Source organism: Streptomyces sp. NPDC086777 (assembly GCF_040702065.1).
GTDB lineage: Bacteria > Actinomycetota > Actinomycetes > Streptomycetales > Streptomycetaceae > Streptomyces.
In genome coordinates, this window is record NZ_JBFBJI010000006.1 from 99186 (window position 1) to 120771 (window position 21586).

Sequence of the window (21586 nt, forward strand, 5' to 3'; positions counted from 1 at the left end):
CCCCACCCGGAGCCCCCAGTGAACCGCCCTGCCCGGCACGAGGAACGCACATGGCCGACCGGCTGAAGATCGACGGTACCGAACTCGACCGGTTCTTCAGGGACCTGAGGAAGGCGCAGGACTCGTTCACCGCCCTGCGGAGGGCGCTGCACGGTCATGGTGCCGAAGGCCTCGGTACGGACGGCCTGGACAAGGCCTGTGACCGGTTCCAGGAGGAGTGGCGCTACGGGGCGAAGGAGATCGCCGAGCAGATCGGGGCGCTCACGGACCTCACGAAGAAGGCGAAGGACGACTTCCGCGAGGTGGACATCGCCCTGGAGAAGGCGCTGGAGAAGGCGCGGAACAAGGGCGGGGGGACATGACGGCCGCGAGCCCCTACCCCCATCTCGGCTTCGACCCGGCACCCGGCAGTACCGACCTGGTGCGGGACCTCCACCGCAGGCTGGCCGACTGCGCGCGGGAGATGGAGAAGGCGCACGCCAAGGTCACGAAGCTGATGGACGGCAGCTACTGGGAGGGAGACGCGGCCGTCGCCTTCCGTGCGCAACTGGAGAGCGGCCCGTTGCCGCTCAACCTCGAGAACGGTGCCCGCTCCGTCGAAAGGGCGGCCGGACAACTCCACCTCTGGGGCGCGGAACTGGCGGATTTCCAGCGGCGCGCGCGGAAGCTGGACGGCGAGGCCGAGGAGGCCCGCGAGGCCCTGCGGCGGGCCGGCCGGGGACACTCGGCTCCGCACCCGGCGCAGGGAGACCTGGACGACGTGCTGAAGCGCGCCCGCGCTCTCGCCGGCGAGCACGAGGAGACCGCGCGCAGGCGGGCCCGGCACATCGGCGAGGCCTCGCACAGACTGGCGCCGCACGAGCCCGGCGCGTGGGACGACTTCACCGACTGGCTGGGCGACAACCTCCCCGACATCCTCAGTGCGTGCGCCGCCGTGCTGGGCGTGATCGCGCTGCTGGGGCTCACGGCCGTCGCCCCCTGGATGCTGTTCCTGGCCGCGGGCCTGCTCAGCGGAACGGCCTTCGGCCTGCGGATCGCCGACCCCGAAGTCCTGTCCTCACTGCAGGACGGCTTCACCAAGGGCGAGCTGGACCTCGACTTCTGGAGCAACCTCCTGGGCACCGCGGGCGACTTCCTGGGGATGCTGCCGGGGTTGGGGGCGGTGGCCAAGGGAGCCATGAAGGCCCCCGAACTGCTCGCCGCCACAGCAGGACCGGCCGGTGGGGCCGAAGGCGCGTTGACCCTCGGGCAGAAGATCGCCAGGGCCGGAGTCAGAGCGGGGACCTCGATCAGAACAGTGGGCGTCTCGATCCGGACGGAGGCCGCGGCGGCCGAGGGAGCCGTGAGCCTGCTGTCGCATCCCCGCGTGCTCGGCGGACGGCTGGCACCGATCGTCGAGAAGGTCGAAGGACCCGCGACGATCCTGGGCGCCGGCACAGCCGTGTACGGCGTCGCGAGCAGCCTTGCCGGTGCCCTGGACAACGACACGGCCGAGACGGTCACCGACCTTCTCGACGGGCCGAGAACCCTGGGCGTCGACGTCCCGGCGACGGTGGGTGCGCTCCACTTCCTGCTCCGCGGCGCGGGAGAGGCGTCATGAGCGGTGCCGCCTACACGGTCGACGCCTCGGCCCGGAACGAGGACGCCGACATCTGGTTCGCGCTGCCCCCGGGCTTCCTGCCACTTCCGCTCCACGAGCTGGCGGCGGCGTGCGATGCGGCACCGACGGCCGGTCGGGCCGCCGGCATCGGTCCGGTGCTCCGGCTGGCCCAGCTGTTCCTCGGTGCCGGCGCGTTGCACTGCTGCCTCGGTCTTCACACGGACGACGAGGGAGACGGCGGACCGTTGCTGTCTCTCTTCACGCTTGCTCGGCGGGCAGCCGACTGGGCTCCGCGCAGTGTTCTCGCGGGCCGGGTGGCCGCCGGCGCGGAGGGAGCCGAGCACATCGAAATGCTGGACCTGCCGTGCGGTCCGGTCTCACTCGTCCAGACACGTCTGAAGGAGCCGCCGGAACTGGAACTCGGTACTCCGAGCGGACTGCTCCAGGTCACGGCATACGTACCGGGCCTCGACGGCCGACACATCGCGATCTTCTCCCTGGCCACAACGGCGGCCGACCGTGCCCGGTACTACCGCGATCTGCTTAGGGACATCGCCGCCACGGTGAGTTTCGAAGACCCGCTTCCGACAGCGTCCGACGACGTAGCCGACAAGGACTGACATGCCCCCCACGCATCACCCCGCGGCCTGGGACGATCCGGCGACCCGCCGGGCCTGGGCCAAGCTGGTCACCTGTGCGCTCCTGGGCCAAATCCTGTGGCCCGCCGCGTGGCTGGGACTGCTGACCTGGTACGTCACCATGTCGAAGACGTGGACGCTGTGGTTCTTCTTCGTTCCCCTGCTCTACTCGTTCTACCGGACGTTTCTCCAGCCGTCCTACATCTCCTGGGCGTTCCGCACGCGGCGGCTGCTGCGTGCCTACCCCTGGCAGGTGTTCGAGGAGCCGGAAAGCGGGATCGGAAAGGTTCCCGGAGCCACCGCCGGAGACGTCTGGCTGAGCTTCCCCCACCCGGAGCGCCCGGACGAGAAGCTGCCGATGATCCTGAAGGTGCACCTTCGGTCCATGTGGTGGCGACGGCGCCTCGGACGTGGCTACGCCACCGGGAAGGCCCAGCAGATCAGGGAGGTGTGGTTCGCCGGAGACCCCCGCTTCGCCGCCGTCATCGCGGCCTCCGGCCCCCGTCGCTTCCAGGTGGTCCAGCAGCGCCCGGTGGACAAGCGAGGCGCGGCGGACCCCCGGGGCGCGGATCCGGCCGCCCTCGCACGCGCCCGCCGTGCCGGAGTACGACTGCCGGACGCGGACGCCGACTCGGTGACCGGGTGAACGATCCCGCTGGCCGACGGAGTTGCCGCGCCCCCGCCGCCGGGTAATACCACCCCCATGACATCACTCGGCGCAGTCTTCCGCCCCCAGCTTCCCCCCGAGCGGCTGCGGGGTGTGGTTCGGCTTGCGGAGGGGGTGGGGCTTGAGGAGTTGTGGTTGTGGGAGGACTGCTTCCGGGAGGGTGGGATCTCCACGGCGGCGGCCGCGCTCGCGTGGTCGGAGCGGGTGCGGGTCGGGGTCGGGCTGTTGCCGGTGCCGTTGCGGAACGTCGCCGTCACCGCGATGGAGGTCGCCGCGCTGCACCGGATGTTCCCGGGGCGCGCGATCGTCGGCGTCGGCCACGGTGTGCAGGACTGGATGGGCCAGGTCGGCGCCCGCGCGGAGTCCCCGCTGACCCTGCTGCGCGAGCATCTCGACGCCCTGCGCGCGCTGTTGCGCGGGGAGCGGGTCACGGTCGGCGGGCGGTACGTCCGGCTCGACGACGTCGCGCTCGACTGGCCGCCCGCCGGGCCCGTCGAGATCCTCGCCGGCGCCGAGGGCCCCCGTACCCTCCGGCTGTCCGGTGCCGCCGCCGACGGGACCGTGCTCACCAGCGCCACGTCCGTCGACGGGGTGCGCCGGGCCGTGCGGCTCATCGAGGAGGGGCGGCTGGCCGCGGGGCGCGACGCGGACGCACCGCACCGGGTCGTGGTGTACCTGCTGACCGCCACCGGGGACGACGGACCCGCCCGGCTCCGCGCCGACCTCGTCGCGGACGGGCTGGAGTCCGTCCCCGGCCTCGGTGTCGCAGGGGACGCGGACACCGTCGCCAAGGCCGTGCGGCGGCTGGCGGAGGCCGGCGCCGACACCGTCGTCCTCCAGCCGACGGCGGACGAACCCGACCCCGAGGGTTTCGTGCGGTTCACCGCGGAGGAGGTCCGGCCGTTGGTGTCCTAGCCGCCCGGCGTTGTCAGTGGCGGGTGCCACACTCGCCGGTATGACGACCAACGACGTTCGGCTGCGACCCGTACAGGACGACGACCTCGAACTCTTCCTCGCGTACGAGCACGATCCGGAGGCCGTGCGGCGGTCGAGGTTCACGCCCCGGCCGCGGGAGGCCTTCCTCCGGCACTGGAGGGAGCGGGTGCTCGGAAATCCGAGTGGCCGGGTGCGGACCGTCGTCGCGGACGGGGAGGTCGCGGGGAACATCGTCGCCTGGTGGGAGGGCGAGCGCCGGTTCACCGGATACTGGCTCGGGCGGGCCTACTGGGGGAGGGGCATCGGCAGCCGCGCCCTCGCCCTCTTCCTCCAGGAGGAGACGGTACGGCCGCTGTTCGCCGACCCGTTCGCCGGGAACACCGCCTCCGTACGGCTCCTGGAGAAGAGCGGCTTCGTCCCGTACGAGGGCGCGGAGCACCCCGTGGACGAGGGGTACGTGCTGCTGGTCCTGCCCGACCGCGCCGCGGGGGCTTCCTGATCGCCCTCGCGGCGCGGTCGGCCGGGGCTCTCAGGTACGCGGATGGTCCCCCGTCGCCCCGTCGATCAGCTCCCGCAGGATGTCCATGTGCCCGGCGTGCCGCGCCGTCTCCTCGATCATGTGGACGAGGACCCAGCGGAGCGAGATCTCGTGGTCCCGCCAGTCCGGGCGGCCGGGCGCGTCCAGCGGGCGTGCGGTGATCACCGCGTCGGACGCGGCGCGCGCACGGCCGTAGAAGTCGATGATCTGCCGGGTGGTCTCACCGGGCCCGATGGACAGGTCGTCGTCGGTGTAGGGGTCGAACCACAGCGGTTCGACCTCGGCGCCGAAGGCCGCGACGAACCAGCCGTACTCCACCGACGCCAGATGCTTCACCAGCCCCAGCAGGTTCGTGCCCGACGGCGTCATCGGCCGCCGCAGTTGCTCGTCGTCCAGACCCTGCAGTTTCCACAGGACCGCGTCCCGGTGCCGGTCCAGGCTCGCGTGCAGGGTTTCCTTCTCACCGGCCGTGTACATGTCGTCGGTCGTCATGGCGGCTGAAATTAGCAGCGGGGACCGACAGTCCGCTGCGATGCTGCGGGCATGGCAGAGCAGCGCACGCACCGCACCTTCGAGGATCTCGTCGCCGAGGGCGCCGCCGTGCCGACCGAGGGATGGGACTTCTCCTGGTTCGAGGGGCGGGCCACCGAGGCGCGGCCGTCCTGGGGGTACGCCCGTTCGGCCGGCGGGCGGCTGGCCCGTGCCGCGGCGGCCCTCGACATCCAGACCGGCGGCGGCGAGGTGTACGACTTCGCCCTCGATGCCGCCGCCCCGGACCGGCCCGGGCTGCTCGCCGCCACCGAGGGATGGCCGCCGAACGTCCCGAAGGCGAGCGCGCTGCTGGGTGCACGCGGTGTGGTGGTCGTGGTCTCGCCCGAGGACGCCCCGCTGCCGTTCGCCGACGAGACCTTCGACCTGGTGCTCAGCAGGCACCCGGTGCGGGCCCACTGGGACGAGATCGCACGGGTGCTGCGGCCGGGCGGCACGTACTTCGCGCAGCACGTCGGGCCGGCCAGCGTCTTCGAGCTCGTCGAGTTCTTCCTCGGCCCCCAGCCGGAGGCCGTCCGCGGCGGCCGCCACCCCGGCACCGAGCGCGCCGCGGCCGAGGCGGCCGGGCTGGAGGTAGCCGGTCTGCGGGCGGAGCGGCTGCGGATGGAGTTCCACGACATCGCGGCCGTCGTGCACTTCCTGCGCAAGGTCGTATGGCTGGTCCCGGGCTTCACGGTCGAGGCGTACGAGCCCCAACTCCGCGCCCTGCACCGCCGGATCGAGGCGGAGGGGCCCTTCGTCGCGCACAGCTCCCGGCACCTCTTCGACGTCCGCAGGCCGGTGCTCCGGCCCTGATCCAACGGCCTTGGAATGCCAGGCGGCGAAGAATGGCCAAGAACCGTCGTCCGGGATTCCGGACACCCGTCCGGAGGGGTGGGAGATGAAACGATCAGGGCAGGGCATTACGGGGCGTTGATCATCAATGCGGTCAAGTGGTGCCCCGCACCCCAGTTCTGTACATACGTGAAGGGTGAGTCTCGTTGTTCACCTCTCATTTTCACAGCGTTCCCACATCGTTACCTCTTTTGCTTCGTATCACCCGATCGGCTCACGTAAGTTCAGACCAAGGCAATTCGCGTGAGCAAAGCTGCGCGGGCGGTACCGCGTGGTGGAGGGGGCTGCGCGGTGCCGCGACGCCCCGCTCGCCCTCGTCAAGCCGCTGTTCGCACCTGGGGTAGTCCGTCGGGGGGATGGGCGAACAACTCGCCGAGGCATCCACAAGACGGCCCAAACTCTCTTGATCTCCCCGTAAGCGGCCACTCTTCCTGGGATTCCGCTGCGAATCGGCCATGCGGGACTCTCGAATCCAGCGTTTCAGGCCCACCGGGGCGTCGCCGGGCGACTCCGGAGAGTAGTTGATGCGCGCTGATGCGCGCAGCATCACTTACGAAGGGTTATGGTGGAAGCCCCCCCTCGGGCCGGTCCGTCTCCCCCCCACGGACCGGCCCGTTTTTTGTCCGCGCTTCTCACCCGGTTCTCAAGCGCCCTCGGCGGCGTCCCGAAGGCCGCTGGGGGCGCCCCGGGCCGAAGGCCGGGGGCGGAACTGCGCGACCAGCCACGACCGACCCGCGGCCGCCTACGGCCACAACCCCCACCCCCCGGGGGCGCCTTCCCTCCCGCGCCTCCCCCAACTCCCTGCGGGGTAGGCTTCGGCGGGCGGACCCCCAGCATCCGAATCACGAGGGGCGGACTTCAAGTGAACCTGCGCGACAAGCTGCGCGGCCTGCTCGTCAGGCTCTACGCGCGCCGGGTGGAAGGCCACCTGGACCACGCTCAGGTGCCCAAGCACATCGGCGTCATCATGGACGGCAACCGGCGCTGGGCGAAGGCCGCGGGCTCCAGCACGGTGCACGGTCACCGCGCCGGCGCGGAGAAGATCGAGGAGTTCCTCGGCTGGTGCTCCGAGACCGACGTCGAGGTCGTCACCCTCTGGCTGCTGTCGACCGACAACTTCGACCGCGCCAAGGAGGAACTGGTCCCGCTCCTCGGCATCATCGAGGACGTCGTCCGCACCCTCGCCGCCGACGGCCGCTGGCGGGTCCACCACGTCGGCACGCCCGACCTGCTGCCCGCCCCGATGCAGACCGCGCTGAAGGAGGCCGAGGAGGCCACCGCGCACGTCGACGGAATACTGGTGAACGTCGCCATCGGCTACGGCGGCCGTCAGGAGATCGCCGACGCCGTCCGCTCGATGATCCTGGACGCCCACGACAAGGGCGTCGCGATGGAGGACCTCGCCGACTCCGTCGACGTCGACATGATCGGCCGTCACCTCTACACCGGTGCCCAGCCCGACCCGGACCTGGTGATCCGCACCAGCGGCGAGCAGCGGCTGTCCGGATTCATGCTCTGGCAGACCGCCCACTCGGAGTACTACTTCTGCGAGGTCTTCTGGCCCGCGTTCCGCAAGGTCGACTTCCTGCGTGCCATGCGTGACTACGCGGCCCGGCACCGCCGCTACGGCGGGTGACGTCATCCTGACGGCCGACGTCAACACGGCCCACAGCTCCCGGCACCTGCGCCACGCTGGATGACCACGTCGTCACGGTGGATGACCCCACGCCACCCATGAGGCGTAAATCACCCGTATTGGGGCGCGGGTAACACGGAGTTCACCTGCGTGTCGTTGCGGACCGTGGCATGGCGGCGCATGTTCGAGGGCATAAGCCAGACAGGTCGACGCCCGATCCCCGGGCATCGGATCTCAGTGGGCGGCTCGGGGCCGTCCACCCGGGAGGCCCTTTGCACCAGCCCGACCGTGCGGTCACGGCACGGAAGAAGCAGCGGGGGGCCGGTTTTCGGCCCGTGCGGGGTGGCCGTCAACCGGTCGGGTTCTCCCCACCCTCCCGGCCCAGCTCTGCCTTCGTCGCTCCCCGACCTCATCCGAGGGGGTACGTCCTTCCGTGGTGACCAGCACAACGCGCCGCAAGTCCGACCGGCGCACCTATGTTCTCGACACCAGCGTCCTGCTGGCCGACCCGAACGCCATGACCCGCTTCGAGGAGCACGAGGTCGTGCTCCCGATCGTCGTGGTCACGGAACTGGAGGCCAAGCGGCACCATCCCGAACTCGGGTACTTCGCCCGGCAGGCGCTGCGCCTGCTGGACGACTACCGGGTCCGGCACGGCCGCCTCGATGCCCCCATCCCGATCGGCGACTTCGGCGGCACCATCCGTGTCGAGCTCAATCACTCGGACCCCAGCGTGCTGCCGAGCGGCTACCGCCTGGGGGACAACGACTCCCGCATCCTCGCGGTGGCCCGCAACCTGCAGGCCGAGGGGTTCGACGTCACCGTCGTCTCGAAGGACCTGCCCCTCAGGATCAAGGCCTCGTCGGTCGGACTCCTCGCCGAGGAGTACCGCGCCGAACTCGCCATCACGGACTCCTCCGGCTGGACCGGAATGTCCGAACTGACGCTGCCCGGCGAGCAGGTGGACATCCTCTTCGAGGAAGGGCACGTGTACGTCCCGGAGGCCTCCGACCTCCCCGTGCACACCGGCCTGACCATCCAGTCGGAGCGCGGCAAGGCGCTCGGCCGGGTGACCGCGGACGGCAACATCCGCCTGGTGCGCGGCGACCGTGAGGCGTTCGGCATCAAGGGCCGCAGCGCCGAGCAGCGCATCGCGCTGGACCTGCTGCTCGACCCGGACGTCGGGATCGTGTCGATGGGCGGCCGGGCCGGCACCGGCAAGAGCGCGCTGGCGCTGTGCGCGGGCCTGGAGGCGGTTCTGGAGCGCCGTCAGCACCAGAAGGTGATGGTCTTCCGTCCGCTGTACGCGGTCGGCGGCCAGGAACTCGGCTATCTGCCGGGCTCCGAGGCGGAGAAGATGAGCCCCTGGGCGCAGGCGGTCTTCGACACCCTCTCGGCGGTCACCAGCCGCGAGGTGATCGAGGAGGTCACCGCCCGCGGGATGCTGGAGGTGCTGCCGCTCACCCACATCCGCGGCCGCTCCCTGCACGACGCGTTCGTGATCGTGGACGAGGCCCAGTCGCTGGAGCGGAACGTCCTGCTGACCGTTCTGTCCCGGATCGGCGCGAATTCGCGGGTCGTTCTGACCCACGATGTGGCGCAAAGGGACAATCTGCGGGTCGGCCGGTACGACGGTGTGGTCGCCGTGGTGGAGAAGCTGAAGGGGCATCCGCTGTTCGCGCACGTCACCCTCACCCGGTCCGAGAGGTCCCAGATCGCCGCCCTTGTGACCGAAATGCTGGAGGACGGGCACATCTGAACCATCTGATCCCTGTGTCCAACTTGGGCTGATGGCCCACCCGTTGGCGCCGTCCGGCAAAGGCCCCGAGCCTAGCCGGGCGGCGCTTTCGCGCGTGGTGGTTTCCTGAAATCCCCTGGGAGAAACCGGATGTGAGCTTTCACACGCAACTCTGAATTGCCACCCGGCGTCGGGTTACGGCAGAGTCTCAGTCCTGTCAGGCCCCGCATACGACACACCTGTACCCCCAGCGGTACGGAACAACAGAAGCAGCACTGCTAATTCCATAGCGACGTCGTATGCCGCCCGAGCACCACGCGGCGCTCCCCTCCCGGGGGGTTGCCCACCGGGCCCGTGTCTCCCGTGACCCAGTAGTGAGGAGACCTGTGCCAGGGGCACGATTGCGTCCGCCAGGGTCACCGAAGCGGGCGATGCTGGAAGGAAACCGTGTGAGCCGGATCTCGGTCCGGGGATTCGCAGTGGCCTCCGCCACCGCGGTCACCGCCGTCGGAAGCGTCGTAGGCGTTGCCTCGGGCAGCGTCGCCCAGCCCAACAACGACGCCGAGGCGACGGCAGCCGACACCACGCTCCTCGCCGACCTGCCCGCGGGTCAGCAGGCCCAGGTGCAGACCGCGTCCCTGACGCAGCAGGCCGACGCCGTGGCGATCCAGGCGGACGCGTCCGCCAAGAAGGACGCCGAGCAGGCCGCCCGTGTGGCCGCGGCCAAGACCGCGGAGGCCAAGAAGGCCGATGCGGAGAAGGCGGCCAAGGAGGCCAAGGAGCGCGCCGAGGCGAAGGAAGCGGCCAGCCGGTCCTCCGTGTCCTCGTCCAGCTTCCCGGTCCAGAGCTCGTACACCGTGGCGCAGATCCAGGCGATGGCGCAGCAGATGGTGGCCAGCGGCCAGTACCAGTGCTTCAGCAACATCGTGGACCACGAGTCCAGCTGGAACTACCAGGCGGTCAACGCCTCCTCCGGCGCCTACGGTCTCTTCCAGGCCCTGCCCGGCTCCAAGATGTCCTCCGTGGGCGCCGACTGGCAGACCAACCCGGCCACGCAGATCAAGTGGGGCCTCAACTACATGAACTCCCGGTACGGCAGCCCGTGCCAGGCCTGGTCCTTCTGGCAGGCGAACCACTGGTACTAGGCGTTCCGCCGGGTTCGGCCGGCCGGCAGCCCCGCGGTTCGTGGGTGTCTGCGGGCCTCTCTCAACCTTCCACAGCCCCTCCCCGTCCTAAGGGGAGGGGCTGTCGCCCTGTACGGTCGTTGCGGACGACTCCAGGGGGGAGTGGTGGGGAGAGGGCGGATCATGTCGCGCGTGCCTGAGTGGCTCGGCCGTATCGGAGCCGGACTGACCGAGATGGGCGAGCGGTTGGACGAGCGCCGGGCCGAGGTGGAGCGGGAGCACGCCGAGCCGGAGCCGCCCGCTCCGGCCGTGCCCGTACCGGCACCCGCCCCGGCACCGGACCCGGCGGCCCCCGCACCCGTCCGCAAGCCTGTGCCGCGTCCCGACCCCGTGACGGCCATCCCGTGGGGCGTCCGGGTCGCCGCCGAGGCCGGCTGGCGACTGCTGGTGCTGGCCGGCACGGTCTGGATCCTGATGCGGGTCATCAGCGCCGTCCAACTCGTCGTGTTCGCCTTCGTCATCGCGCTGCTGATCACCGCCCTGCTCCAGCCGACGGTCGCCCGGCTGTGCCGCTACGGCATGCCCCGCGGCCCGGCCACCGCGCTCACCGCCATCTCCGGCTTCGTGGTGATCGGTCTGATGGGCTGGTTCGTGACCTGGCAGGTCATGGAGAACATCGACACGCTCTCCGACCAGGTGCAGAACGGCATCGACGACCTGCGCAACTGGCTGCTGAAGAGCCCGTTCCACGTCACCGACAAACAGATCAACCAGATCGCCAAGAACCTCCGCGAGGCCATCGGCGCCAATACCGACCAGATCACCTCGTTCGGCCTGGAGGGCGTCCAGGTGATCGTGGAGGCCCTGACCGGCATCCTGCTGGTCTTCTTCTCCACGCTCTTCCTCCTGTACGACGGCGCCCGCATCTGGCAGTGGTTCCTGAAGCTCGTGCCGTCCGCCGCCCGCGAAGGGGTCGCAGGGGCCGGTCCGCGGGCTTGGCGCACGCTCACGGCCTACGTCAGGGGCACGGTCCTGGTCGCCCTCATCGACGCCATCTTCATCGGCATCGGCATCTACTTCCTGGACGTCCCGATGGCCGTCCCGCTGGCCGTCTTCATCTTCCTGTTCTCGTTCATCCCGCTCGTCGGCGCCGTCGCCTCCGGCGCGCTGGCGGTGATCGTGGCGCTGGTCACCCAGGGCGTCTTCACCGCGGTCATGACCCTGGCCGTCGTCCTCGCGGTCCAGCAGATCGAAGGCCACATCCTCCAGCCGTTCATCCTCGGCCGCGCGGTCCGGGTCCACCCCCTCGCGGTGGTCCTCACGGTCGCGGCCGGCGGCATGGTCGCCGGCATCGGCGGCGCGGTGGTGGCGGTACCGCTGGTGGCGGTGACCAACACGGTCGTCAGCTATCTGCACCAGTACTCGCGCGAACGCTACGAGGCCACCGAACCCGGCGAGGCCGGCCGGCCACCGCACCCGGCGGCACTCGACGACGGCGAGCGGCCACCCGGGCCGGCCCATCCGGCCTCCGAGGACGAGGCGGTCGAGGCGGTCGAGGCGGTCGAGGCCGAAGGGGGGTCCGGGGGCACGGCCCCCAGGGACGCGGAGGACCCCGCCCACCAGAGGTGAGCGGGGTCCGCAGGACGCCGGCGCCTACTCGAACTCGGCGAGCACGGCCTCGGCCTCCAGGGTGGAGCCCACCGCCTGGACCACCGACGCGATCTTGAACGCCTCCTGGATCACCTCACGGCCGACCCCGGCCTTGCGCAGCACCTGCTCGTGGGAGTCCAGGCACGTCCCGCAGCCGTTGACGGCGGACACCGCGAACGACCACAGCTCGAAGTCGATCCTGTCGACGCCGGGGTTGCCGATGACGTTCATCCGCAGGCCGGCGCGCAGGGTGCCGTACTCGTGGTCGGAGAGCAGGTGGCGGGTGCGGTAGAAGACGTTGTTCATCGCCATCACCGCGGCCGCGGCCTTGGCCGCCGTGTACGCCTCGGGCGTCAGGTTCGCCTTCGCCTCGGGCGCCAGCTCACGCAGCACGATCGGGGAGCGGGCGGCGACGGCGGTGGCCAGGACCGTGCCCCACAGCTGCTGGGCGGGCAGCTCCGAGTTGCCGATGACCGAACCCAGGTTGAGCTTCAGGTCCTTGGCGTAGTCCGGGACCCGGGACTTGAGGTTGTCGAGGGACACGGGATCACTCACCCGACAGGAGCGCGACCGGGTCGAGGGTGTCCTCGCCCTTGGTCCAGTTGCACGGGCAGAGCTCGTCGGTCTGGAGGGCGTCGAGGACCCGCAGGACCTCCTTGGGGTTACGGCCCACCGAGCCCGCGGTCACCATGGAGAACTGGATCTCGTCGTTCTGGTCGACGATGAACACCGCGCGCTTGGCGAAGCCGTCCTCGCCCTCGATGCCCAGGTCGCGCATCAGCTCGTGCCTGGAGTCCGCCATCATCGGGAACGGCAGGTCGCGCAGGTCGTCGTGGTCCTTGCGCCAGGCGTGGTGGACGAACTCGGAGTCACCGGAGAAGCCGAGAACCTGCGCGTCGCGGTCGGCGAACTCCTCGTTCAGCTTGCCGAACGCGGCGATCTCGGTGGGGCACACGAAGGTGAAGTCCTTGGGCCACGCGAAGACCACCTTCCAACCCTGGTAGGTCTTGTGGGTGATCGTCTCGAACTCCTTGCCCTTCTCCAGCGAGACGCAGGCGGTCAGTTCGAACTCGGGGAACTTGTCACCGACAGTGAGCACACGCTCTCCTTGCAGCGCGGAGCCACCCCGGATCGCGGGGTCGGCTCCGATGGGTTGGACGCCGCCGATCGTGGCACAAGGTGCATTGATTCCTGAAATAGCTACACTCGGTCGAGTTGATCGGAGGTGGCTATCAGTGGCTGTGGGTAATCCCCTGGGGAACGGTACCGGGAGCGGGGCCGGTGCCGGCGGCAGACGGCGGCAGCCCAGTCTCGCGCAGCTGCGCGCCTTCGCCGCCGTCGCCGAGCACCTGCACTTCCGGGACGCGGCGGCCGCGATAGGCATGAGCCAACCCGCGCTCTCGGGAGCCGTCGCGGCCCTCGAGGAGACGCTCGGCGTCACGCTGCTCGAACGGACCACCCGCAAGGTGCTGCTGTCGCCGGCCGGCGCCCGGCTCGCCGTACGGGCGAAGGCGGTGCTGGACGGCGTGCAGGCGCTGCTGGCCGAGGCGGAGGCGGTGCGGGCGCCGTTCACCGGCGCGCTGCGGCTCGGGGTGATCCCCACCGTCGCGCCGTACCTGCTGCCGACCGTCCTCGGCCTGGTCCACGACCGCTATCCCGACCTCGACCTCCAGGTCCACGAGGAGCAGACCGCCAGCCTCCTGGACGGGCTCGCCGCCGGCCGGCTCGACCTGCTGCTGCTCGCGGTCCCCCTGGGCATCCCCGGGGTCGTCGAACTCCCGCTGTTCGACGAGGACTTCGTGCTCGTCACGCCCCTCGGGCATCCGCTCGGCGGCCGCACCGGCATCGCCCGCGAGGCGCTCAAGGAGCTGAACCTGCTGCTCCTGGACGAGGGGCACTGCCTGCGCGACCAGGCCCTGGACATCTGCCGGGAGGCGGGCCGCGAGGACGTCGCCGTGACCACCACGGCGGCCGGGCTCGCCACCCTCGTCCAGCTGGTCGCCGGCGGACTCGGCTGCACCCTGCTGCCGCACACCGCCGTCAGGGTCGAGACCAGCCGCAACGACCAGCTCCGCACCGGCTCCTTCGCGGAGCCCGCGCCGAGCCGCCGGGTCGCCCTCGCCGCGCGCGCCGGGGCAGCGCGCGGCGCCGAGTACCGGGAGCTGGCGGCCGCGTTGCGCGAGGCGCTGCGGCCGCTGCCCGTCCGGGTCCTCGGCGCCGGTTCCTGACGGCGGCTACTCGGTGCGCAGGCCGTCCGGGCGCATCAGCCGCAGCAGCGGCGGCAGGCTGAGCAGGGTCACCGCCAGCACCACCGCGGCGCCGAAGGCGGTCATCGCGAGGACGCCCGGCCAGTCCACGCGGACCGTGGAGCCGACCATCTTCAGCAGCACCGAGCCGAGCGTCAGCCCCACCACGCCGGCCAGCAGCAGGCCGAGCCCGACCGGGATCGCCGTCTGCCACAGCACCGACAGGCTCAGCGTGCGACGCCGGGTGCCGAAGGCGACCAGGGCGGACAGCAGCTTCTTGCGCTCGCGCAGCTGCTCCACCTGGCCGACCAGCAGGCTCGCGCCGATCAGTGCCAGGACGGCGGCCGCGCCGACGAACAGCCCGGTGCGGATGGACTCGAACTGGTTGTTCCGTTCGAACCGGGTCAGCGCCTCCGCGTGCATCAACGGGTCGACCCGGACCGCCGTGTTGATCACGTACTCGTTGACGTCGGGCACCGCGGAGTCGACGGACAGGTAGACCACGCCCTGCACCGCCGTGCTGGCGCCGTGCGGCAGCGCGCCCGGGGTGAGCAGGAAGCCGCCGCGCTTGTAGCCGGTGGGGTCCTCGCGGGTCTGCGCCTGCTTCAGGCCGGCCGGCACCGTCCAGCGGCTCGCGGCGGCGTCGTCGTCACCGCTGTAGGCGGGGTCGAGGTAGAGCGTCCGGCCGTGCTTCTCGCCGGCCGCCAGCAGCTTCGCCGTCTCGGCGTCGCTCTCGGACCCCTTGACCACGAAGACGTCGCCGTCGTGGCAGGACGGCAGGGCCGCGACCTCCCGCAGCGAGGCGCAACCGCCCACGCTCACCTGGGCGGTCTGCGCCGGGTCCTTCTTCAGGTCGCCGACCTCGCCGTCGGCGATCGAGACCACCTTGCGCACGCCCTTGGTCGCGGTCATGGCCCGGGCGACCTCGGGCACCGAGACGCCGGCCGGAACCTGGACCGACATCTGCGCGCGGTTGAGGTCGTTGGCGGTCACCTTGGTGTAGTCCGCCTCGACACCGGCGAAGACCATCTGGAGCGCGATCGCCCCGGCCACCGCCACCGCGATGCCGTTGACCATGCGGGCGGCCGTACCGCTGCTCAGCTGCAGCCGCCGTACCGCCAGCTGCCAGGCCACCGCGCCCCGGCCGAGCCGGCCGACGACCGTCTCCACGACCCAGGGCAGCAGCGCCGTGATGCCGACCAGGAGGAGCAGGACGCCGCCGGTCACCAGGTACTGGTTGAAGTCGCCGTCGCCGCGGCCCTGCCCGATCATCGGGTAGAGCGCCGCCAGACCGGCCACCGGGAGCAGCAGCCGCCACCACAGCCGTCGGCGGGCGGGCTTCGCCGTGCGCACCACGCCGAGCGGCTCGATGACCACCCCGCGGAGCGCGAACAGGGTCACCAGCACGGCCGCCGCCGGGACGGCCACCGCCACCAGCAGGGCCAGCACGGGGGAGGGGTCCAGATAGCTCGGGAACACGCTGGTGCCGAACACCTCGACGTTGCCCGCGAGCTGACGGCCGAGCAGGAAGAACCCGGCACCGAGGACGAGTCCGAGCAGTGCGCCCGCCATCGCCTCGCCGGCCGCGATCCGCCGTACCATCCGGCCGTCGGAGCCGACCAGGCGCAGCGCGGCCAGCCGCCGGTCGCGGCGCTCGCCGCCGAAGCGGACGGCGGCCGCGACGAACACGGCGACCGGCATCAGCAGCACCACGAACACCACGAGGACGAGCAGGGTGAGGACCGGATCGGACTCCGCGTCCGGGGACCGGGGGCTGCCGAAGTGGTCGATCCGGGCCACGTCCGGCGGGTGGATGTGGGCGGCGAGGTCGTCGGAGCCCACGTAGTAGGCGAGCTCCTGGGAGCCGGTCAGCCCGCTCTCCGCGATGGTCGCGGTGATCCGGTACGGCAGCCGGGCCCGCAGCAGCGCCCCGTCGGAAGAGTCCAGCAGCCGCTTCAGCGCGGGCGAGACGGCCATCTCGCCGGGCGCCGGGTACGCGGCGAGCCCGGGCGGCACCGGCGCCTTCGCGCCCTCCCGCTGGATCATCCGGCCGCGGATGTCGGCGCCGCGGTAGGGGGTGTCGATGTCCGCGATGACGAACGTCCTGTCGCCGCGCTTCAAGGGGTGGTCGAAGACGTACGTGTAGTCCGCCCGTGCCACGTCGCGCTGGTGGCGCACGGCCAGCGCGTTCGGGATGGCCGTGGTGAGCAGCAGCAGCGCCACCCCCAGGCCCACGCCCACCGCCGTCATCGCGGCCCGGAACCAGCCCTCGCGGCCGCCCCCGAAGGCGAACCTGACCCCCATGGCCAGATCCCTCGCCCACTGCCGGACGTTCATACCGCCCGCTCCATGTCCCGGGACTTCCCGTCCCGTACGACGATCTCGCGGTCGGAGTAGGCGGCCACCCGTGCCTCGTGCGTGACCAGGACGACGGCCGCGTTGGTGGAGCGCGCGGCGTCCGTCAGCAGCTCCATCACCCGCTCACCGTTGAGGGAGTCGAGCGCGCCGGTCGGCTCGTCCGCGAACAGCACCCGCGGTCCGGTCACCAGCGAGCGGGCCACCGCGACCCGCTGCCCCTGACCGCCGGAGACCTCGCCCGGACGCTTCTTCGCGAGGTCGTCGACCTCCAGCTTCTCCATCCAGCCGAGCGCGGCCCGCTCGGCCTCCCGGCGGGAGGTGCCGTTCAGCCGCAGCGGCAGCGCGACGTTCTCCACGCAGGTCAGCTCGGGCACCAGCTGGCCGAACTGGAAGACGAACCCGAACTCGCTGCGCCGCAGCGCGCTGCGCTCGGTGTCGTTCATGGTGGCCATCTCCCGGCCCGCGTACATGATCGACCCGGAGTCGGGGGGCACGATCCCGGCGAGGCAGTGCAGCAGTGTGGACTTGCCGGAGCCGGACGGCCCCATCACGGCGACGACCTCGCCGGGGTGTATGGAGAACTCGGCACCGTCGAGGGCGACGGTCGGGCCGTAGGCCTTGTGGAGGTTCTGGGCCGCGAGCAGCGAACCGGCGGGGGCGTTCACCTGGTCACCTCCGCACGGAGCTTGTCGAGCCGGGCCGCGGTCAGTTCCAGCCAGCGCAGGTCGGCCTCCAGGTGGAACAGGGCGTGGTCGCAGACGAGCTGGTCGGCGAGGTCGCCGTGGCGCTTGCGGTCGGTGAGGATGCGCATGCTGCGCAGGTGCTCGGAGCGCTGGCTGTCGAGGATGTCGCCGGCGTCGCGGTGCGTCAGGAGTGCGAGCACGACCTTGGTGTACAGGGTCGACTGGAGGTACTCCGCGGGCTTCTCGGGGGTCGCCAGCCACTGCTCGACGTCGGTGACCCCGGCGTCGGTGATGGCGTACCGCTTGCGCTCGGGTCCGCCGCCGGCCTCGATGCCGTCGACTTCCACGAGCCCGTTCTTCAGCAGCCGGGACATCGTCGAGTAGACCTGGCCGTAGTGGAGCGGCCGGTCGTGACCGAACTTCTCGTCGAAGGCCCGCTTGAGGTCGTAACCGTGGCGCGGGCCGGACTCCAGGAGCCCCAGGAGGGTGTGACCGATGGACATGGGGAGGACTCTACACACGGTGTATACGCCGCATGTATACGCACGGTGTGTAGATCATGGCCCGCTGTACGGAGGCGCAGGTGACGGCCGAATGTCACGGTTCTGCGACAGCGCGATGTCACAGCGGCGCGGGGCTGTCTCGTCTCCGGTCCGGCAGCGGGTCCGCCGCGTCGGGTCGGATCGGGTCGCATCGGGTCGGATCGGGAAGGTGATGGTCGTGCGGGTGTTCGTGGCGGGGGGCAGTGGGGTTCTGGGGCGGCGGCTGGTACCGCAGCTGGTGGCGCGGGGCCATCAGGTGACGGCCACCACGACCGGCGAGGCCCGGCTCGGGCTGCTGGCGGAACTGGGCGCGCAGGGGGTCGTGATGGACGGCCTGGACGCGACGTCGGTCGGCGCGGCGGTGGCCGCGGCCCGCCCGGACGCCGTCGTCCACCAGCTGACCGCCATCTCCGCGGCGCACGCCGGCAAGCCCGACATCAAGCACCCCGACCGCTGGTTCGCCCTCACCAACCGGCTGCGCACCGAGGGCACGGACCACCTGCTCGCCGCCGCTGAGGCGGCCGGCGTGCGGCACGTCGTCGCGCAGAGCCACGCCAGCTGGAACGGCATCCGCGAGGGCGGCTGGGTGAAGACCGAGGAGGACCCGCTGGACCTGCTGCCGGGCACCGCGGCACACCGGGGGATGCTGGCGCTGCGCCACCTGGAGGACGCGGTCCTGGGGGCCGGCGGCGCGGTCCTGCGCTACGGCGCCTTCTACGGCCCCGGCGCCATCGACGACCAGGTCGAACTGGTCCGCAGGCGCCAGTACCCCCTGGTCGGCCGCGGCACCGGCCACAGCAGCTGGATCCACCTCGACGACGCGGCGAGCGCGACCGTCCTCGCGGTCGAGCAGAAGGCGCGGGGCGTCTTCAACGTCGTCGACGACGAACCGGCGCCGGCCTCCGAGTGGCTGCCGTACCTGGCCGAGTGCGCCGGGGCGAAGCGCCCGCTGCGGCTGCCGGTGTGGCTGGCCCGGCTCCTGGCCGGCGAGCAGGCGGTCGTCATCATGACCCAGGGCCGGGGCTTCTCCAACGCCAAGGCCAGGCGGGAACTGGGCTGGGAACCGCGGTACCCGTCCTGGCGGCAGGGGTTCAAGGCGGAGCTGACGCGCTGAGGCGCCACGGGTGAACGGCCGGACGCCGCCCGCCGGCCGCGCAATCCCGGGCGGCTTTGTTTTATCGAAGTGATATCACTCGGCGGCTCCGGGCAACCCTCCGTCTCCTCCGCTCGTCGGTTCCGTTGGGTGGGGGTGCTCATTGTCACGTCCGAAAAAGGGCAGATCGTGGGGCCTTTGTCATAGAGAGCGGTGTTAGCTTTCTGGACTGACCTGAGCCACGTACCTGTGTGACACCCGTACACACGTGTGACAGCCGAGACGAAGCGGAGCAGACGGACTCATGGGACGAGCGGACGAGAGAAGAGCGCGACAGCGTGGCGGACGCCGCGCCGCGCCGCGGAACCGCACGTCCCCGCAGGCCGGGCCCGACATGCCGACGGGGGCGGAGGCCGGCACCACGACGGTCGAGTCTCCGGCCGCCCCGGCCGACTCGGCCGCCGAGGGTGCCACCCGCGCGGAGCGCCGCCGGGCCGCCGGGCGGAAGCCGGGCAAGTCCGGTCCGCCCGGCAGGTCCGGTGCGCCGGGCAAGCCCGCCAAGGGCCGCATACGCAGGCTGTTCACGTGGAAGAAGATGCTCGGCGCCTTCTTCACCTTCTGCCTGCTCGGCATCGGCTCCTTCATCGCGCTGTACATGATGGTGAGCGTCCCCAAGGGCAACGCGCTCGCGCAGACGCAGAGCAACGTCTACAAGTACAGCGACGGCACGGTGCTGGCCCGCAAGGGCACCGTCAACCGCGAGATCGTCGACCTCTCCAAGGTCCCGAAGGCCGTCCAGCACACCTTCGTCGCCGCGGAGAACAAGACCTTCTACAACGACAACGGCATCGACCTCAGGGGCATGGCGCGCGGCCTCTACAACACCGCGCGGGGCCGCGGCACCCAGGGCGGCTCGACCATCACCCAGCAGTACGTCAAGAACTACTACCTCGACCAGGACCAGACCGTCACGCGCAAGCTGAAGGAACTGGTCATCTCGCTGAAGGTGGACCGCGAGACGTCCAAGGACGACATCCTCGCCGGCTACATCAACACCAGCTACTACGGCCGCGGTGCCTACGGCATCCAGGCCGCCGCCCAGGCCTACTACCGCGTCGACGCCGACAAACTCTCGGTCGAACAGGGCGCCTACCTGGCCGCGCTGCTGCAGGCGCCCAGCCAGTACGACTGGGCGGTGGCGGGTCCCATCGGCAAGAAACTGGTGCAGGCCCGCTGGAACTACGTGCTGGACAACATGGTCGGCCAGAAGTGGCTGGACAAGTCCAAGCGCGACGCCATGAAGTTCCCGATCCCCAAGGAGCCGAAGGCCGCGTCCGGCCTGGAGGGCCAGAAGGGCTACCTGGTCGACCTGGCCAACACCCAGCTGGAGAACCAGCTGATGAAGGAACAGAACATCAGCCGGTCCGACGCCGAGGCCCTCGTGGTCGACCAGGGCTGGACGATCACCCTGAACATCGACCCGAAGAAGCAGGCCAAGCTGGAGGCGGCCGTCAAGAGCCAGCTCACCGGCAAGCTCGACGGCAAGAAGCGCAAGGTCGACAACAACGTCCAGGCCGGTGCCGTCTCCGTCGACCCCAAGACCGGCAAGATCCTCGCCCTGTACGGCGGCATCGACTACTACAAGCACTACACGAACAACGCCACCCGCGCCGACTACCAGCCGGCGTCCACCTTCAAGCCGATCATCCTCGCCTCCGCGCTCGACCGGGACGCCAAGACCCAGGACGGCAAGGACATCAACGCCAACACCGTCTACGACGGCACCAGCCGCCGCCCGGTCAAGGGCAGCGACATCGCCTTCGCGCCGCCGAACGAGGACGACGCCGACTACGGCAACATCACCGTGCAGACGGCCATGAACAAGTCCGTCAACTCGGTGTTCGCGCAGATGGGCGTGGACGTCGGCATGAAGAACGTGCTGAAGACCGCCGACGACCTCGGCCTGGACACCGAGAACCTCCAGGCGGTGCCCGCGATGACCCTGGGCAGTATGGGCGCGAGCCCGCTGGAGATGGCCTCGGTGTACGCCACGCTCGACAACCACGGCCAGAAGGTCACCCCGACGATCCTCGCGTCGGCGGAGAAGACCGGCCGCAAGGTCGACCTGCCGGACCCGATCGGCGACCAGGTGGTCAGCGCCGAGGCGGCCGACCAGGTGACGTCGGTACTGACCGGCGTGGTCGACGACGGTACGGCCAAGGTGTCGGTGGCCCAGAACCCGCTGCGCAAGGGCCAGCAGGTGGCCGGCAAGACCGGTACCTCCGACAACAACAAGTCGGCCTGGTTCACCGGTTACACGCCGGACCTGGTGACCTCGGTCGGGCTGTTCGGCGAGGACGCCAAGACCCACAACCAGGTCCCCCTCACCGGCGCGACGGGCCTGATCCCCGGCACCGGCCGTATCAACGGTGGCGGTTACCCGGCGCAGATCTGGGCGACGTACACCTTCGGCGTCACGAAGAAGGCGAAGTTCGACCTGAACACCGAGCTGGGCGCGGCCGTCGAGCCGACGGACACGCCGAGCATCAGCCAGAGCCCGTCCCAGACGCCCTCGCAGAGCCCGAGCTCGACCCCGACGAAGTCCCAGACCCCGTCGCAGACGCCGTCCCAGACACCGTCCCAGACCCCGACGAAGTCGCCGGATCCGACGACCAGCGCACCGTCGACCCCGTCGCAGACCCCGTCGGGCGGCATCACGGACAATCCGCTGGATCCGGCGGACGAGCAGTAGTC

The 21586-nt window shown here is 70.9% G+C and carries 20 protein-coding genes; 14 read left to right on the forward strand and 6 right to left on the reverse strand.

Features of this window, described 5'->3' with window-relative positions; all coding sequences use genetic code 11:
• Positions 1-50: 50 nt before the first annotated feature.
• The 6 genes from AB0472_RS10970 to AB0472_RS10995 are packed head-to-tail and all read left to right on the forward strand — an operon-like array spanning position 51 to position 4340.
• Positions 51-362 (forward strand): hypothetical protein, encoded by a 312-nt coding sequence (locus AB0472_RS10970; protein WP_366355350.1) that lies wholly within the window; start codon positions 51-53, stop codon positions 360-362.
• The gene (locus AB0472_RS10975; protein WP_366355352.1) at positions 359-1600 is read left to right on the forward strand and encodes a hypothetical protein; all 1242 of its coding nucleotides are present in this window, start codon (positions 359-361) and stop codon (positions 1598-1600) included. Before AB0472_RS10970 ends, AB0472_RS10975 begins: the two co-directional genes overlap by 4 nt.
• Positions 1597-2220 (forward strand): hypothetical protein, encoded by a 624-nt coding sequence (locus AB0472_RS10980; RefSeq protein ID WP_366355354.1) that lies wholly within the window; start codon positions 1597-1599, stop codon positions 2218-2220. The genes AB0472_RS10975 and AB0472_RS10980 overlap by 4 nt, the downstream gene beginning before the upstream one ends.
• Position 2221: 1 nt before the next feature.
• Positions 2222-2884, forward strand: a complete 663-nt coding sequence (locus AB0472_RS10985) for a hypothetical protein (protein ID WP_366355356.1) — start codon at positions 2222-2224, stop codon at positions 2882-2884.
• A 57-nt stretch (positions 2885-2941) separates the two neighbouring features.
• A complete protein-coding gene (locus tag AB0472_RS10990; protein WP_366355358.1) occupies positions 2942-3820 on the forward strand; it encodes an LLM class flavin-dependent oxidoreductase in 879 nt (292 codons plus the stop codon).
• 40 nt (positions 3821-3860) lie between these two features.
• Positions 3861-4340 carry a GNAT family N-acetyltransferase gene (locus tag AB0472_RS10995; RefSeq protein ID WP_366355360.1) on the forward strand — a complete coding sequence of 160 codons (480 nt, stop codon included), beginning with the start codon at positions 3861-3863 and terminating at the stop codon, positions 4338-4340.
• A gap of 30 nt (positions 4341-4370) precedes the next feature.
• On the opposite strand, the gene AB0472_RS11000 is transcribed toward AB0472_RS10995, so the two are convergent.
• Positions 4371-4871 carry a DinB family protein gene (locus AB0472_RS11000; protein ID WP_366355362.1) on the reverse strand — a complete coding sequence of 167 codons (501 nt, stop codon included), beginning with the start codon at positions 4869-4871 and terminating at the stop codon, positions 4371-4373.
• A gap of 51 nt (positions 4872-4922) precedes the next feature.
• Between AB0472_RS11000 and AB0472_RS11005 the strand changes: the two genes are divergently transcribed.
• The 5 genes from AB0472_RS11005 to AB0472_RS11025 all read left to right on the forward strand — a co-directional run bounded on the left by AB0472_RS11005 (position 4923) and on the right by AB0472_RS11025 (position 11889).
• A complete protein-coding gene (locus AB0472_RS11005; protein ID WP_366355364.1) occupies positions 4923-5723 on the forward strand; it encodes a methyltransferase domain-containing protein in 801 nt (266 codons plus the stop codon).
• Positions 5724-6624: 901 nt separating this feature from the next.
• A complete protein-coding gene (locus tag AB0472_RS11010; protein ID WP_352354477.1) occupies positions 6625-7398 on the forward strand; it encodes an isoprenyl transferase in 774 nt (257 codons plus the stop codon).
• A 433-nt stretch (positions 7399-7831) separates the two neighbouring features.
• Positions 7832-9157, forward strand: a complete 1326-nt coding sequence (locus tag AB0472_RS11015; RefSeq protein ID WP_366355366.1) for a PhoH family protein — start codon at positions 7832-7834, stop codon at positions 9155-9157.
• 428 nt (positions 9158-9585) lie between these two features.
• Positions 9586-10281 (forward strand): transglycosylase SLT domain-containing protein, encoded by a 696-nt coding sequence (locus tag AB0472_RS11020; protein WP_366355368.1) that lies wholly within the window; start codon positions 9586-9588, stop codon positions 10279-10281.
• A gap of 162 nt (positions 10282-10443) precedes the next feature.
• Positions 10444-11889 carry an AI-2E family transporter gene (locus AB0472_RS11025; RefSeq protein ID WP_366355370.1) on the forward strand — a complete coding sequence of 482 codons (1446 nt, stop codon included), beginning with the start codon at positions 10444-10446 and terminating at the stop codon, positions 11887-11889.
• Positions 11890-11913: 24 nt separating this feature from the next.
• Here the strand turns inward: AB0472_RS11025 and AB0472_RS11030 are convergent, their stop codons facing one another.
• Complete coding sequence (locus AB0472_RS11030; protein ID WP_366355700.1) at positions 11914-12453, reverse strand: alkyl hydroperoxide reductase; 540 nt, start codon at positions 12451-12453, stop codon at positions 11914-11916.
• A 4-nt stretch (positions 12454-12457) separates the two neighbouring features.
• Positions 12458-13009, reverse strand: coding sequence for a peroxiredoxin (locus AB0472_RS11035; RefSeq protein ID WP_366355372.1), 552 nt, complete (start codon positions 13007-13009; stop codon positions 12458-12460).
• 220 nt (positions 13010-13229) lie between these two features.
• On the opposite strand from AB0472_RS11035, the gene AB0472_RS11040 reads away from it, so the two are divergent.
• Entirely contained in the window at positions 13230-14138 is a 909-nt protein-coding gene (locus AB0472_RS11040; protein WP_366355702.1) for a LysR substrate-binding domain-containing protein, read from the forward strand.
• A 6-nt stretch (positions 14139-14144) separates the two neighbouring features.
• Here AB0472_RS11040 and AB0472_RS11045 read toward each other — a convergent pair whose 3' ends face one another.
• The 3 genes from AB0472_RS11045 to AB0472_RS11055 are packed head-to-tail and all read right to left on the reverse strand — an operon-like array spanning position 14145 to position 17700.
• The gene (locus AB0472_RS11045; protein WP_366355374.1) at positions 14145-16493 is read right to left on the reverse strand and encodes an FtsX-like permease family protein; all 2349 of its coding nucleotides are present in this window, start codon (positions 16491-16493) and stop codon (positions 14145-14147) included.
• Positions 16490-17179 (reverse strand): ABC transporter ATP-binding protein, encoded by a 690-nt coding sequence (locus AB0472_RS11050; protein WP_366355376.1) that lies wholly within the window; start codon positions 17177-17179, stop codon positions 16490-16492. Before AB0472_RS11050 ends, AB0472_RS11045 begins: the two co-directional genes overlap by 4 nt.
• Positions 17176-17700 carry a PadR family transcriptional regulator gene (locus tag AB0472_RS11055; RefSeq protein ID WP_366355378.1) on the reverse strand — a complete coding sequence of 175 codons (525 nt, stop codon included), beginning with the start codon at positions 17698-17700 and terminating at the stop codon, positions 17176-17178. The genes AB0472_RS11050 and AB0472_RS11055 overlap by 4 nt, the downstream gene beginning before the upstream one ends.
• Positions 17701-17911: 211 nt before the next feature.
• Here AB0472_RS11055 and AB0472_RS11060 point away from each other — a divergent pair, with 211 nt between their 5' ends.
• Both AB0472_RS11060 and AB0472_RS11065 read left to right on the forward strand, forming a co-directional pair.
• Positions 17912-18853 (forward strand): NAD(P)-dependent oxidoreductase, encoded by a 942-nt coding sequence (locus AB0472_RS11060; RefSeq protein ID WP_366355703.1) that lies wholly within the window; start codon positions 17912-17914, stop codon positions 18851-18853.
• 283 nt (positions 18854-19136) lie between these two features.
• Positions 19137-21584: a transglycosylase domain-containing protein gene (locus AB0472_RS11065; RefSeq protein WP_366355379.1), complete on the forward strand. Its 2448-nt coding sequence runs from the start codon at positions 19137-19139 to the stop codon at positions 21582-21584.
• Positions 21585-21586 lie beyond the last annotated feature (2 nt).

Excerpts from the sequence above, each read along its gene's own strand:
- AB0472_RS11025 (WP_366355370.1), top strand. The coding sequence starts at position 10,444 with ATGTCGCGCGTGCCTGAGTGGCTCGGCCGTATCGGAGCCGGACTGACC.
- AB0472_RS11005 (WP_366355364.1), top strand. The coding sequence starts at position 4,923 with ATGGCAGAGCAGCGCACGCACCGCACCTTCGAGGATCTCGTCGCCGAG.
- AB0472_RS11045 (WP_366355374.1), bottom strand. The coding sequence starts at position 16,493 with ATGAACGTCCGGCAGTGGGCGAGGGATCTGGCCATGGGGGTCAGGTTC.
- AB0472_RS10985 (WP_366355356.1), top strand. The coding sequence starts at position 2,222 with ATGCCCCCCACGCATCACCCCGCGGCCTGGGACGATCCGGCGACCCGC.
- AB0472_RS10975 (WP_366355352.1), top strand. The coding sequence starts at position 359 with ATGACGGCCGCGAGCCCCTACCCCCATCTCGGCTTCGACCCGGCACCC.
- AB0472_RS11055 (WP_366355378.1), bottom strand. The coding sequence starts at position 17,700 with ATGTCCATCGGTCACACCCTCCTGGGGCTCCTGGAGTCCGGCCCGCGC.
- AB0472_RS10970 (WP_366355350.1), top strand. The coding sequence starts at position 51 with ATGGCCGACCGGCTGAAGATCGACGGTACCGAACTCGACCGGTTCTTC.
- AB0472_RS10980 (WP_366355354.1), top strand. The coding sequence starts at position 1,597 with ATGAGCGGTGCCGCCTACACGGTCGACGCCTCGGCCCGGAACGAGGAC.
- AB0472_RS11065 (WP_366355379.1), top strand. The coding sequence starts at position 19,137 with ATGGGACGAGCGGACGAGAGAAGAGCGCGACAGCGTGGCGGACGCCGC.
- AB0472_RS11000 (WP_366355362.1), bottom strand. The coding sequence starts at position 4,871 with ATGACGACCGACGACATGTACACGGCCGGTGAGAAGGAAACCCTGCAC.
- AB0472_RS11060 (WP_366355703.1), top strand. The coding sequence starts at position 17,912 with ATGGTCGTGCGGGTGTTCGTGGCGGGGGGCAGTGGGGTTCTGGGGCGG.
- AB0472_RS10990 (WP_366355358.1), top strand. The coding sequence starts at position 2,942 with ATGACATCACTCGGCGCAGTCTTCCGCCCCCAGCTTCCCCCCGAGCGG.
- AB0472_RS10995 (WP_366355360.1), top strand. The coding sequence starts at position 3,861 with ATGACGACCAACGACGTTCGGCTGCGACCCGTACAGGACGACGACCTC.